The organism is Veillonella sp. (assembly GCF_018364065.1).
In the GTDB taxonomy this organism is placed as follows: domain Bacteria; phylum Bacillota; class Negativicutes; order Veillonellales; family Veillonellaceae; genus Veillonella_A.
This window is the reverse complement of sequence record NZ_JAGZMO010000003.1, coordinates 237,762-250,791: the sequence shown is the minus strand read 5'-3', so window position 1 is coordinate 250,791 and position 13,030 is coordinate 237,762. Positions and strand designations below refer to the sequence as shown.

General features: G+C 42.7%; 13 protein-coding genes and 1 other annotated feature. Of the genes, 3 read left to right on the top strand and 10 right to left on the bottom strand.

Translation table 11 applies throughout. The features are described 5' to 3' along the window. Positions 1–42 precede the first annotated feature (42 nt). From KHZ77_RS04515 to KHZ77_RS04505, 3 genes are all read left to right on the top strand, one after another. Entirely contained in the window at positions 43–1,428 is a 1,386-nt protein-coding gene (locus tag KHZ77_RS04515; protein ID WP_295196144.1) for an SLC13 family permease, read from the top strand. A 70-nt stretch (positions 1,429–1,498) separates the two neighbouring features. Continuing rightward, positions 1,499–2,059 (top strand): UbiX family flavin prenyltransferase, encoded by a 561-nt coding sequence (locus KHZ77_RS04510; RefSeq protein ID WP_295196142.1) that lies wholly within the window; start codon positions 1,499–1,501, stop codon positions 2,057–2,059. 25 nt (positions 2,060–2,084) lie between these two features. Continuing rightward, positions 2,085–2,501 carry a hypothetical protein gene (locus KHZ77_RS04505; protein ID WP_295196140.1) on the top strand — a complete coding sequence of 139 codons (417 nt, stop codon included), beginning with the start codon at positions 2,085–2,087 and terminating at the stop codon, positions 2,499–2,501. 440 nt (positions 2,502–2,941) lie between these two features. Here the strand turns inward: KHZ77_RS04505 and KHZ77_RS04500 are convergent, their stop codons facing one another. The 10 genes from KHZ77_RS04500 to atpB form a co-directional block, all read right to left on the bottom strand. Beyond that, positions 2,942–4,213 carry an O-acetylhomoserine aminocarboxypropyltransferase/cysteine synthase family protein gene (locus KHZ77_RS04500; protein WP_295196138.1) on the bottom strand — a complete coding sequence of 424 codons (1,272 nt, stop codon included), beginning with the start codon at positions 4,211–4,213 and terminating at the stop codon, positions 2,942–2,944. 257 nt (positions 4,214–4,470) lie between these two features. Next, positions 4,471–5,409 (bottom strand): homoserine O-succinyltransferase, encoded by a 939-nt coding sequence (metA, locus tag KHZ77_RS04495; protein WP_295196136.1) that lies wholly within the window; start codon positions 5,407–5,409, stop codon positions 4,471–4,473. Between the two features lie 210 nt (positions 5,410–5,619). Then, positions 5,620–5,966, bottom strand: a binding site (T-box leader). A 467-nt stretch (positions 5,967–6,433) separates the two neighbouring features. Beyond that, a complete protein-coding gene (gene atpC / locus KHZ77_RS04490; protein ID WP_295196135.1) occupies positions 6,434–6,850 on the bottom strand; it encodes an ATP synthase F1 subunit epsilon in 417 nt (138 codons plus the stop codon). A gap of 3 nt (positions 6,851–6,853) precedes the next feature. Further along, complete coding sequence (atpD, locus tag KHZ77_RS04485) at positions 6,854–8,278, bottom strand: F0F1 ATP synthase subunit beta (RefSeq protein ID WP_295196133.1); 1,425 nt, start codon at positions 8,276–8,278, stop codon at positions 6,854–6,856. A 31-nt stretch (positions 8,279–8,309) separates the two neighbouring features. Next, positions 8,310–9,176 (bottom strand): ATP synthase F1 subunit gamma, encoded by an 867-nt coding sequence (atpG, locus tag KHZ77_RS04480; protein ID WP_295196131.1) that lies wholly within the window; start codon positions 9,174–9,176, stop codon positions 8,310–8,312. A gap of 4 nt (positions 9,177–9,180) precedes the next feature. Then, positions 9,181–10,716, bottom strand: a complete 1,536-nt coding sequence (atpA, locus tag KHZ77_RS04475; RefSeq protein ID WP_295196129.1) for a F0F1 ATP synthase subunit alpha — start codon at positions 10,714–10,716, stop codon at positions 9,181–9,183. 2 nt (positions 10,717–10,718) lie between these two features. Then, positions 10,719–11,285 carry an ATP synthase F1 subunit delta gene (gene atpH, locus KHZ77_RS04470; RefSeq protein ID WP_295196127.1) on the bottom strand — a complete coding sequence of 189 codons (567 nt, stop codon included), beginning with the start codon at positions 11,283–11,285 and terminating at the stop codon, positions 10,719–10,721. Between the two features lie 4 nt (positions 11,286–11,289). Then, entirely contained in the window at positions 11,290–11,781 is a 492-nt protein-coding gene (gene atpF / locus KHZ77_RS04465) for a F0F1 ATP synthase subunit B (RefSeq protein WP_295196125.1), read from the bottom strand. A gap of 67 nt (positions 11,782–11,848) precedes the next feature. Continuing rightward, on the bottom strand, positions 11,849–12,106 hold the full coding sequence (atpE, locus tag KHZ77_RS04460) for a F0F1 ATP synthase subunit C (RefSeq protein ID WP_295196123.1): 258 nt from the start codon (positions 12,104–12,106) through the stop codon (positions 11,849–11,851). A 66-nt stretch (positions 12,107–12,172) separates the two neighbouring features. After that, a complete protein-coding gene (gene atpB, locus KHZ77_RS04455) occupies positions 12,173–12,844 on the bottom strand; it encodes a F0F1 ATP synthase subunit A (protein ID WP_295196121.1) in 672 nt (223 codons plus the stop codon). Between the last annotated feature and the right edge of the window lie 186 nt (positions 12,845–13,030).

Here is a 13,030-nt window from a genome sequence, read left to right as displayed (position 1 = left end):
ATCCCGGTCACGGTCTTTATTACCATACTTAGGAGTGATTACATGAAACAACATAAACGGTTAATCGGGCTAATCACCGGCCTCTTACTGGGCCTCATTGTTTACTTTATTCCTATTTCCAATTTGGAAGCGCCCGGCCACATTTGTCTTGCACTATCCTTGATGACCGTTGTCTTCTGGGCATTCGGGGTAGCGCAACCGGGGTATATTTCTGGCCTTTATCTGGTACTGTTGGCCGTATTTAACGTAGCCCCTAAAACATTGATTTTCTCCACCTGGAATACATCCATGATGTACCTCATCATCGGTGCCTATTTAATCGCTACGGCGGTAAAAGAATCAGGACTGGGCGAACGTATCGCGTATTGGTACATTTCAAAATATGTAACCAACTTCAACAGCATTATTATTTCCATCTTCGCCCTTACCTTCATCTTGTCCCTCTTGATTCCACATCCATGGCCTCGCGCATTCCTCATTATGTCCGTTATGGCTGTCGTTATTAAGAGTGCCAACATGCCTAAGGAAGATGCTATTAAAATCGGTTTCACCGTATTTACCGCATCCATTCCTGTATCCATGATTTTCTTAACCGGTGATGCTTCCATCAATCCGTTGGCGGCTCAATATGCACAACCTGTAGAAGTGGGTTGGCTCATGTGGTTAAAAGTTATGGGCGTGCCTATGATTTTAACCAGTATCGTAACCATGCTCATGATTATGGTTATTTTCAAACCGACACAACAGGTTCAAATTAACCAGGATGATATTGCGAAAAAGAGAGCGGAAATCGGTCCTATGAAAGGCGTTGAAAAACGCACCGCCTTCTGGGTTATTTTAGCGATTATTTTATGGATGACCGACTCCATTCACGGCGTAGACATCGGCTGGGTTACCTTATTCATCGCGGTTATGATGGCCTTGCCAAAAATCGGCGACGTACTGACTCCGGCCAGCTGGAGCGCTGTTCCGGTACAAACCTTGCTCTTCCTTACTGCCGCCGTTGCTATCGGCCGCGTAGGCGCACAAACAGGTATGAACGCCTGGTTGGCTTCCACATTATTGCCTTCCTTCGTACCTGAAAATATCTTTGTACTGGCCGCCTTCGTTACATTAATCGCAATTGTGATTCATCTTTGCTTCGGCAGCGTTATCGCCGTTATGGGTATCGTAATTCCGGCTATGCTCGCCTTTACAGAAGCATTGGGCATCAATCCGTTCATCCCTGTTATGGTTGCTTATACAGCCATTAACGCTCACTTTATTTTACCGTTCCACAACCTGGCCATCCTCGTCGGTGCCGGTGAAGAAAACGGTATGTACAGCGAAAAAGAATGTATTAAATTCGGTTTACCATACACATTGGTTCTCTTCCTTATTACCTGTGTATTCGAGATTCCTTGGTGGAAAGTTATCGGTTTGTGGTAATACACATCTCCGTCGTATTCGATTCATTATATGTTATGTAACATTGTACGTATTCAAGAAGGAGTTTATTATGCGTCTTATTGTCGGTATCTCAGGAGCCAGCGGCGTTATCTTAGGTTATTACATGTTAAAAGCCTTGCGCCAAATTCCAAATGTAGAAACGCATGCCATTATCACTGAAGGAGCGGCTTTAAACTTTTCCTGTGAAACAAACCTGACCTTAGAGGAAGTAATGGCACAAGCAGATGTTGTTCATGCCAATACCAATCTGGGGGCCACGATCTCCAGCGGGTCCTTCAAAACAGACGGCATGATTATTATCCCTTGCAGCATGAAAAGCTTATCCGGTATTGCCAACGGCTACGCGGACAATTTATTAAATCGTGCCGCTGATGTTTGCCTGAAAGAAAATCGTAAAATTGTTGTCGTACCTCGTGAAATGCCTTTCAATCGGGTACATTTAAAAAACATGAGTCAGCTTGCCGAATATGGAGTTTCCATCATTCCGCCTCTCCTCACCTTTTACAACAATTCCAACTCCGTGGAAAAGCAAATTCAACATATTATCGGCAAAGTGCTTATGCAATTTGACATCGATTACAAAGAATTTGTGCCTTGGGAAGGCATGTAAAAGCGGAAAAGGAAGAGTGAATGTTATGCTTATTAATAAAGAGTTTATCGAAGGTACCGCCCCCTATTACATCTATGCGCAAGTAATTCTTTTGGGAACGGATCTTGCCGTAATGCTGGGCGGTGGCACGGCGCCACACATCGGTGCCGTCGCCGTTGCACAAGCTTGTGAAAGCTGGGTACCCGGAAAAGTTCGCACAGCTACAGCCTCCGTACTGTGCGTGCCCGGCCACAAGGAATACGAATTTGCCCGAAACGCGGCCAACACATTGGCCACTGCACTAAACACTACTGTAACCGTTTCCGTGGGCATTCACGTAGACAATGCATCGCTTCAGGAGATTGAAACCCTCAGTCATAACTTTGACGCCTTAATTGATCAAATTGCTTCCTGGGCCTTGTCATTACCTCAGTTTCCTACAAATAAACCATTGATTCCCTAATCTATTTACCTATACAAGTTTAATTGTAGAAACTTATATAATACAATCTTGCGTAATCGTATAACTAACCAGTTACGCAAACAACTTCTATAAAATTTTCCTAACATTGCAAATTAATGAGTTCATGTAAAAAGCTGCAGTCACCTGATGGAAACATCTCGGTGCTGCAGCTTTTTACTGTTTGAAGATAATTTATGTGTGGAGCAAGAGCTCCGTGGACAATAAACCAATCTTTACATATATACTTTTTATATATGCACATGTACGCCTATATATGTGCTCTTCTTTTATATGTGCGCATATACTTTTTTATATCTGCACATATACTCTTTACTTATATAAAGTCCGGTACTCTAGACAAAACTCTGGAGAGATTTCTGCGTGGCCTAAAGCCCGGACTTTAATAGCAATTTGGTTATACCCAATCTAACGTAATTTTCTTATACGCGATCTAATGCTTGGGATAAGTCGTCAATGAGGTCATCAACGTTTTCAATACCAACGGAGATACGAATGGTATCCGGTGTAACGCCGGCAGCTCGTTGTTCTTCTTCATTGAGCTGTGCATGCGTTGTGCTGGCCGGATGGATTACCAAGGATTTCGCATCGCCCACATTGGCCAAGTTGGAGAAAATTTCAAGGGCATCTACGAATTTAATGCCTTCTTCTACGCCACCTTTAATGCCGAATGTGAAGATGGAGCCTACACCCTTTGGATAGTATTTATCAGCCAATGCTTTGTATTTGCTGTCTTTCAATTCAGGATAGTTTACCCAAGCCACTTTTGGATGATTTACAAGGAAGTCAATGATGCGGCGAGTGTTTTCCACATGACGTTCTACGCGAAGGGACAAAGTCTCTACACCTTGTAAAATGAGCCATGCCGCCAACGGTGTTAACGCAGCGCCTGTATCACGTAATAACTGGGCTCTTACTTTTACAGTGAATGGAATTGGCAAATCGCCATATACAAGGCCGTTGTAATGGATGTCGCCTTCTACGAAGCCAGGGTAACGACCACTTGCTTTATAGTCGAATTTACCGCTTTCCACGATAACACCGGCAATGGTAGTGCCATGACCGCCCAAGAATTTTGTAGCCGAATGTACTACTACGTCAGCGCCATGTTCAAATGGACGAATTAAGTATGGTGTACCGAAGGTGTTGTCCACGATAAGGATTAAACCGTGAGCATGGGCAATGTCAGCTACTGCCTGGATATCGATAAGGTTGATGTTCGGATTACCGATGGATTCGATATAAATCGCTTTTGTATTGTCGTCAATAGCTTGTTCAAATGCCTGTAAATCATCAGGATTTACGAACTTGGTAGTAATGCCGAAGCGAGGCAATGTAGCGCTGAACAAGTTGTATGTACCACCGTATAAAGTGGACGCTGCTACGATGTTGTCACCGGCACCGGCCACGTTCTGGATAGCGTAAGCGATAGCTGCAGAACCGGAACCTACAGACAAGGCACCTGCACCGCCTTCAAGAGCGGCTACGCGTTTTTCCAACACGTCGTTAGTCGGTGTACCCAAGCGAGAGTAAATAGCACCCGGATCGCGCAATGCGAAGCGATCAGCCGCCTGTTGTGCATCTTTAAATACATAGCTTGTAGTTTGGTGAATTGGCACGGCACGTGCGCCTGTTTCGTCGATAACTTGACCTTCGTGTAATTGGATAGTTTCAAATTTATATTGTTTGCTCATAATGTAATCTCTCCTTTTTTCTCATGCGGTTTCTCACGCCGCGTCTTATACTCAGCTTTCTCAAGGCTGTTCCGATATGTATGAAGGTTCTCAAGGCCTCCATTTGATTAACTTACTCTTCCCTTTTTATTAGTAATGTTCTCTCTGTTTCGTCAGCTCATTCTCTCATTGAGCTGTCCGTAACTCTATGCTTCTCTAATTTCTCTTTTATTTTTTTAGAAACTCTTTTTTTTAATTTTCTTTTTCTAAAATTCTCTTTATTTTCTCTCGCTTTTCATGCGTTTGATTTGTTCAATTATATACGGTGTTTCCTGATATACATAATAGTTCAACCAATTTGTGAATAACAATGTTCCTGTGGAGCGCCATCGCACGATAGGCTCTTTCTTCGGATCATCACCGGGATAGTAATTTTCAGGAACGTCTATGGGCAACCCCAATGCCACATCTCGTTCATATTCCCGCTGCAAGGTATCTCTATCGTATTCAGCATGTCCGAATACAAATATATGTTTATTATCTAAGCTGCGAACAATGGACGCCCCCGTCGCTTGTGAATCAGCCAGAATTTCCAGAGCCTTATTGGCTCTAATTTTTTCTTCGGGTACTGTTGTATGCCTCGAGTGAGGCATATAGAACACCTCATCCATGCCCCTCAGGAGCATCGGCTTACTGTTGTGTATTTCATTTTCAAATACACCGAAGAGTTTTTGCGGAAGTAACTCTTTGTTAATGCCGAAGTGATGATAAATTCCCGCTTGAGCACCCCAGCAAATATATAAGGTGGAGTATACATGCGTCTGACTCCAGTCCATAATCTCTACCAGTTCATTCCAATAACTGACTTCTTCAAAGTCCATCAATTCTACCGGAGCGCCTGTAATAATCATTCCGTCGAAGAACTGATCTTTTATGTCATCGAAGGTCCTGTAAAAAGAAGTTAAATGTTCTTCCGATGTGTTGGTCGCTTTATACGTTGCTGTGTGTAGCAGCGTGAGCTCCAGCTGCAACGGCGTATTACTTAGAGCTCTCAAGAGCTGTGTTTCCGTCGTTTCCTTCGTAGGCATCAAATTCACTATGAGAATCTTCAGTGGTCGTATATCCTGCGACTCGGCTCTTACAGAATCCATGACGAAGATATTTTCCTGTGCCAACTTGGCTATGGCCGGTAAATCTTTAACTACTGTAATCGGCATCGTATCACCTCCTGCCTTTATAAAATCACGTAACCCCTTACGTTAACTTATTCCCCTAAACTCTGCCACGTTCGTTTCGAACTGTTGCACTTTTTAAACTTGCTTCGTTCTCTCTGAACTGTTGCATTCTCTTCTTTCTCAATGTTCGTTTACCTTATTACCTAATGTATCATCCTCCTGTATCAAAAAACGCCCTCGCTCACTTTCGTGAACAAGGACGTTATATAACGTGTTACCACCTTGATTCGAACGTATCTCACAATACATTCCTCAGCCAGTACGTCTCATTTTGTTTAGCTGTTATATGTTAAGGCTAATATATTTTATTAGTGTATGTTAGTGTATGTTAGTGTATGTTTATTGACTAGCCATAACATTCAACAAGTATGAGATTATACTGTGGCACTATAACGGTTGCATCCGCCGAGACTAAAGCTTGCGCATTCCACCCCGGTTACTCCAAGACCATTTTCGTTGCATTCCTCTGTATCCCCTTTCACCTTACGGGACTCTCTGTAACATTCCCCTGCAATTACTTATCTCTTCATCGTTAGTTCTGTATGTGATTGTTTCGATGAAGTAACTATACCAAAGGCAGAAAAGAGTGTCAACGACGAATTTATAAACGTCTTTTCAGTGCGCACATAAAAACTGCAAATGACAAAGCCCTTAAAACAGCCCTAAAAATGCAAAAACAGCTTATATGTACTGGTATATAATGGCTATTAATTCATTACATCGGCTAATGTATGTTTTTGTTATAGCCTCACCCTATAGCGAAACATCAATAACACTTATAGTTGCGTCCCTTGCATACGGACTTCTCAAAGGTTTACATGAACTAATATATGCCGCATCCGTTCTAAAAACCTTATATAGGCACAGAAACTTTATATGGGCTCTAAAACTTTATATGGGCTCTAAAACTTTATATGTACTCAGCAAAAAAGGACTGCCATAGGCAGTCCTCTTTATACGCTCATACAACCTTTTCAATTCTTTACAGAATTATGAGGTTATATTGTTATCTGTATTTGCTTTTTACTTCAATACGTAACATGGCGCGTTGTAACGCTAATCGAGCACGTTCAAAGTCTATTTCGTCGCGTTTACTTTGAAGGCGTTCTTCCGCTCTTTGTTTAGCGCGTTCAGCACGTTCGCCATCGATTTTAGCAGGTAATTCGCAGTTAGGTGTTACGATATTGATTTCTTCAGGGGTTACATCCATGAAACCACCGAAGTTGGCAAAGTGAAGTGATTCACCTTCCAACGGATCAATACGCAATACACCCATTTCCAATACGGCCACAAGGCGCGCATGGCGTGGCAAAATACCTAACTCACCTTCCGGAGTACGTACCACTACAAATTTAGCATCGCCGGAGAAAACGGTACTATCAGGAGTAATCACATTTACACGGATTTTGCTTTCGCTACTCATGAATTATTCCCCCTTCTCCATCAATTCCTTTCCTTTAGCAACCGCTTCATCGATTGTACCTACCATGTAGAAGGCATTTTCAGGTAAATCATCATGTTTACCTTCAAGGATTTCTTTGAAGCCACGTAAAGTTTCTTTCAATGGTACGTATTTACCAGGAGAACCTGTAAATACTTCCGCTACGAAGAATGGTTGACTTAAGAAACGCTGAATCTTACGAGCACGGGCAACTGTCAATTTATCATCTTCAGACAATTCTTCCATACCTAAGATGGCAATGATATCTTGTAAGTCTTTGTATTTTTGAAGTACTTCCTGAACGCCGCGGGCAACACGATAGTGTTCTTCGCCCAATACGAGCGGATCAAGAATACGGCTTGTGGAGTCCAATGGATCCACGGCCGGATAGATACCGATTTCCGCGATGGAACGGGACAATACGGTAGTTGCATCCAAGTGAGCGAATGTCGCTGCAGGAGCCGGGTCAGTCAAGTCATCGGCAGGTACGTATACGGCCTGTACGGATGTGATAGACCCTTCTTTAGTGGATGTAATACGTTCTTGAAGTGCCCCTACGTCATTGGCCAAAGTAGGTTGGTAACCTACGGCGGATGGCATACGACCTAAGAGGGCGGATACTTCAGAACCGGCCTGAATGAAACGGAAAATGTTGTCGACGAATAAAAGTACGTCCTGTTTCTGCACGTCACGGAAATATTCCGCCATAGTCAAACCTGTTAAGGCAACGCGCATACGAGCTCCAGGCGGTTCGTTCATCTGACCATATACCAAGGCAGTTTTAGAAATAACGCCGGATTCCTTCATTTCGTTCCAAAGGTCATTCCCTTCACGCGTACGTTCACCAACGCCGGAGAATACGGAATAACCGCCATGTTCTGTAGCGATATTATGAATCAATTCCATGATCAATACAGTTTTACCTACACCGGCACCACCGAACAGACCGATTTTACCACCTTTTACATAAGGGGCAATCAAGTCTACGACTTTAATCCCTGTTTCAAGGATAGTCGTTTCCGGAGCCAAGTCGTCAAACTTAGGCGCGGAGCGGTGAATTGGCCAGTTTTCAGTAGCCTCTACAGGCGTATCGTCATGGTCAACTGTTTCGCCAAGTACGTTGAAAATACGGCCAAGTACGCCATCGCCTACAGGAACAGAAATAGCTGCGCCTGTATCAACAGCTTCCATACCACGAGTCAAGCCGTCAGTGGAGCTCATTGCTACCGCACGAACAGTGTCATCACCCAAGTGCTGCATAACTTCAACTATAATGACATCTTCTTTACCCTGGTCATCGACTTTTTTAATGTGAATTGCGTTGTAGATCGCCGGTAAATTCCCTGCCGTAAAGAGAATATCTACTACCGGACCGATAACCTGTACAACTTTACCAATATTATTACTCATTTAAGAGGTCTCTCCTCCTTTATAGGTTTACCTATTGCAAGGCATTAGCGCCACCGACAATTTCAGAAAGTTCATTCGTAATGCCGGCCTGTCGTAATTTATTGTATTCCAAATTAAGTGTACTAATCAGTTCACCTGCATTATCCGTTGCGGAGGTCATCGCCGTCATACGAGCACCAAGCTCACTAGCGGAAGCCTGCAACAATGCATTGTATACAGTAATCTCCAAATATTTTGGCAAGAGTTCACTATAAATCTCCTTTGCACTCGGTTCATAATAGTAAAGTTCCTGCATAGTTGTTTCATCTTGTTCCGGACTTGAAATCGGAAGCAAAGTCAAACTCTGCACAGTCTGTGTCAAAGAGTTTACGAAGTGTGTATACACCATGATAACCTGATCCACAGTACCGTCCAAGAAACGTTTTGTCGCATCTGCTACAAGACGTTGTGCATGGCTGTATTCCGGTTTATCGGAGAAACCGTGGTACGCCTCAGTCACCGGGAATTTATGATGATTCAAATATTCCATCGGCTTGCGGCCTACCGCGATTGTTTCATATTCAGCCTGCTCATGACCGCGTGTGAGCTGCGTAAAATATTTAATTAGATTACTAGTATATGCACCAGCCAGGCCTTTATCAGCACCGATAAGAATGTAGAGAGTACGGTTAACTTCGCGCACTTCCATCAGTGGATACGCGGTAAGATCCGCCGCATCCATGCTGTTGGCTACATTATTAAGGATTTGACCCAACTTTTCTGCGTAGGGCTCCGTAGATTTTGCTTTTGTTTGTGCACGGCGCAATCGGGCAGAGGCTACCATTTTCATGGCTTTAGTAATCTGCTGCGTATTTCTAACACTTTTTATACGCTTACGTAAATCCTGTGCACTGCCCATTTACCTACGCCTCCTCTGAAATCAAGTGATGAGTATTACCGAATGCTTCGATACATTCAGTAATTGCCTTTTTCAATGTTTCTTCTGTGGCCGGTTCCAATTTCTTGGACGTTGCAATGTCAGTAAGAATTTCATTGTAATTACCGCGGATAAAGTGCAATAATTCTTCTTGGAATTTTGGTACATCAGCTACTTCAATAGTTGCTAAGTAACCATTAATACCTGCGTATAAGGAAACAACTTGTTCTTCAACTTTTAAAGGAGAATACTGTGGCTGTTTCAACATTTCTGTTAAACGTTCACCACGGTCAAGTTGTGCTTTTGTAGATTTATCAAGGTCGGAACCGAACTGAGCGAACGCAGCCAATTCACGATACTGAGCAAGGTCAAGACGAAGCTTGCCGGCTACTTGTTTCATCGCTTTAATCTGCGCACTACCACCTACACGGGATACGGAAAGACCAACGTCAACAGCCGGACGAATACCGGAGTAGAACATATCAGTACCCAAGAAGATCTGACCGTCTGTAATGGAAATTACGTTAGTCGGAATGTAAGCGGATACGTCGCCGGCCTGTGTTTCGATAATAGGAAGAGCAGTAATAGAACCGCCACCTAATTCATCGGACAATTTAGCCGCACGTTCCAATAAGCGGGAATGTAAGTAGAATACGTCCCCCGGATAAGCTTCACGTCCTGGTGGACGACGAAGCAACAGACTCATTGCACGGTATGCAGCAGCCTGTTTAGTTAAGTCATCATATACGCAAAGTACATGTTTACCTTGGTACATGAAGTGTTCGCCCATAGCAACACCGGAATATGGTGCCAAGTATTGCATTGGCGCACCTTCGGAAGCACCGGCGGATACAACGATAGTATAATCCATAGCACCGGCTTCTTCTATTTTTTGTACTACGCGGGCTACGGTAGATTCTTTCTGACCGATAGCTACATAGATACAGATTACATCCTGACCTTTTTGGTTCAAGATAGTATCGATAGCGATAGCAGATTTACCGGTACCGCGGTCACCGATGATAAGTTCACGTTGACCACGTCCGATAGGTACCATCGCGTCAATAGCTTTCAAACCGGTTTGAAGCGGTTCAAATACAGATTTGCGGTCCGCAATCCCCGGAGCAGGGAATTCAACCGGACGGTAACCTTCAGCTTTAATATCGCCTTTGCCGTCGATTGGCTGACCCAATGCGTTTACAACGCGGCCGATAAGTTCATTACCTACCGGTACCTGCATGATACGACCGGTACGGCGTACCTGATCGCCTTCTTTAATTAAGAAGTCATCACCTAAAAGTACGGCCCCTACGTTGTCTAATTCAAGGTTAAGGACCATACCATATACACCATGTGGCAATTCCAATAATTCGCCGGCCATGGCTTTTTCAAGACCGTAAATGTGTGCGATACCGTCCCCAACTTCGAGAACTTTGCCCACATCATCAACGTTAAGTTCCACATTATAGTCCTGAATCTGCTGTTTGATTATGGCAGTTATTTCTTCAGGCTTCATTTTCATACTTAACCATTCACCCCAATCTCAGTTGCACCTGTTTTGAGCAAATATTTCTTCAAATCATCTAAGCGGCGAGTTACGCTCGCATCAATGCGAGTGTCGCCTATTTGAATAATAATGCCACCTACAATCGTAGGATCTACTTTAATATCAAAGATGTATTGCTTGCCTGTGACAGCTTTTAACTTGTCTGCTAAGCTACTATAAATTTCATCAGGCATTGGTTCGCTGACTGTAACTGTGGCAGCGAAAATGCCGCGAGCTTCACGTGCTTTTATGATAAATTGCTTAATAGTAGACACAATATAGCGCATACGACCACGGTTTACCATAACTAGTAGGAAGTTAAGTGCCAAGGTGCTAATAGCTTGACCGAAAATTTTGGTCAACACATCACATTTTGCCTGTGTTTCTAAGGCTGGGTACAATAATAGCGTGCCGAGTTCCGGCTGCGTATCCATAACATCCTTTACATAGGAGAGATCTGTTTCCATTTCCTCCAGAATGTTGCCTTCCTGTGCCAATTCAAAGATAGCGGTACTGTATTTATCTGTTATAATGTCTACACTCATACCATCACCCTATCGCTTTACTATCAAGCTTATCAATCGCTTCTTTAATCAAATCCATATTAGCTTGACTATCAATATTTTTGGCTACAATTTTACCAGCAACAGCTACGGAAAGTGTAATCATATCTTCACGTATCTGCTGTAAAGCTTTTTCGCGTTCCCGTTCAATGTCACGGCGCGCTTCTTCTTTTTCACGTACTAGCTGTTCTCTTAATTCTTTAATTTGAGCTTGCGTATTGCTTTCAGCTTTTTTAGCCGCATTTTCAACAATAGCTTGTGCTTCTTTACGAGCATTAGCCAAGTGTTCTTCATACTCTTTTTTTGTTGCTTCTGCTGACTCTAAAGCAGCTTGTGCATTAGCAAGGTCGCCTTCAATTTTATTGCGGCGTGCTTCCATTACCTTTTGCAATGGTTTGAAAGCAAATTTCGCTAAAATCGCAACCAAAATAAAGAAGTTGATAAATTGAACAATCAAAGTACCGTTTATTTCTACCAACGGCGTAACCCCCTCTTAAAATTGGATTAAACTTGATTATTTTCAGTGTTCAATTTCAATCTTTAAATTATAATTTACCGGCAACAACGTCAGTGAATACAAGTACGATAGCGATAACGATTGCGATGATTGGAATAGATTCGATCAAACCGATGGAGATGAAAAGATTAGTCATGATTTTACCGGCCATTTCAGGTTGACGAGTCATACCTTCGAAAGCTTTACGAACTGCCAAAGCATCACCAAATGCTGCGGCTAATGCAGCTAAACCTGCTACTAAACATGCACTGAATACACTTACTGACAACAAGATTGCTTTTTCCATAATAAAAATCCTCCTAAATGTTACAAATTAATGTACTAAGATTGTCTTTAATAAATACTATGATGATTAATGTTCATCTGCAATTGCCATTCCTAAATAGGATGTAACTAAAATTGTGAATACGAACGCTTGAACAATACCAACAACAAAACTAAATGCAATCCAAATAATTGGTGTTAAATAAGGCGCTAACCCATTTAACAGTTCCAATACAATTTCCCCGGCGATAATATTACCGAATAGACGGAAACTAAGCGTAACTGGTTTGGATACTTCTTCCATTAAGTGGAAGATAACAAACACGGCAAATGGTTGGAAAAAATGTTTCAGGTAACCAATACCTTTCATTTTTAAACCAATGAGCCAAATACTTACTGAGCTGGCTAACGCTAGGCCCAACGTCGTATTCAAGTCACTTGTCGGCGAGACTAAGATATGCGGGCTTGGTAACAATCCCAGTTCATTACTTATAAAAATAAAGAAAAAGAACGTAAAGAGTAAGGAGCTCAACTTGTTAAAGTGCTCGCCCAGTGAGCCTCTTAACTGACTGCCTAAAACCTCAAGCACCATTTCCACGCCATTTTGCATACCGGTAGGAATCATCTTGCGCTGTCTTGTTGCAAAATAAGCCAACACAATTATAATCCCGAAAGTAAGCCAGGTCATATAAAGGGTGTCCATGTTAAAGGCCATGCCCCACATATGTACAACTGTATGGCTCCCAGCATGTAATTCCATAAGGTTCACCTCCTTCCGTCAGTATTTGTTCGTCTGTCACTCTATCTGAAGGTAAAAACATTCATTAACCGTGTAAAGGTTTATGAACATGTCTTTAAAAGCTGCAGGGGAGCTTCCAAAGACATGTTCATACACCGGCACGCACATTTTCATGGACAGACCATGTTTTTACAAAAAGTTCCACTA

What these genes read in the sequence shown, in the direction of transcription:
- atpD (WP_295196133.1), bottom strand. Translation starts at nt 8,278, where the DNA reads ATGAGTAATAATATTGGTAAAGTTGTACAGGTTATCGGTCCGGTAGTA.
- atpE (WP_295196123.1), bottom strand. Translation starts at nt 12,106, where the DNA reads ATGGAAAAAGCAATCTTGTTGTCAGTAAGTGTATTCAGTGCATGTTTA.
- atpA (WP_295196129.1), bottom strand. Translation starts at nt 10,716, where the DNA reads ATGAAAATGAAGCCTGAAGAAATAACTGCCATAATCAAACAGCAGATT.
- atpG (WP_295196131.1), bottom strand. Translation starts at nt 9,176, where the DNA reads ATGGGCAGTGCACAGGATTTACGTAAGCGTATAAAAAGTGTTAGAAAT.
- KHZ77_RS04510 (WP_295196142.1), top strand. Translation starts at nt 1,499, where the DNA reads ATGCGTCTTATTGTCGGTATCTCAGGAGCCAGCGGCGTTATCTTAGGT.
- metA (WP_295196136.1), bottom strand. Translation starts at nt 5,409, where the DNA reads ATGCCGATTACAGTAGTTAAAGATTTACCGGCCATAGCCAAGTTGGCA.
- atpC (WP_295196135.1), bottom strand. Translation starts at nt 6,850, where the DNA reads ATGAGTAGCGAAAGCAAAATCCGTGTAAATGTGATTACTCCTGATAGT.
- KHZ77_RS04500 (WP_295196138.1), bottom strand. Translation starts at nt 4,213, where the DNA reads ATGAGCAAACAATATAAATTTGAAACTATCCAATTACACGAAGGTCAA.
- atpH (WP_295196127.1), bottom strand. Translation starts at nt 11,285, where the DNA reads ATGAGTGTAGACATTATAACAGATAAATACAGTACCGCTATCTTTGAA.
- KHZ77_RS04505 (WP_295196140.1), top strand. Translation starts at nt 2,085, where the DNA reads ATGCTTATTAATAAAGAGTTTATCGAAGGTACCGCCCCCTATTACATC.
- atpB (WP_295196121.1), bottom strand. Translation starts at nt 12,844, where the DNA reads ATGGAATTACATGCTGGGAGCCATACAGTTGTACATATGTGGGGCATG.
- KHZ77_RS04515 (WP_295196144.1), top strand. Translation starts at nt 43, where the DNA reads ATGAAACAACATAAACGGTTAATCGGGCTAATCACCGGCCTCTTACTG.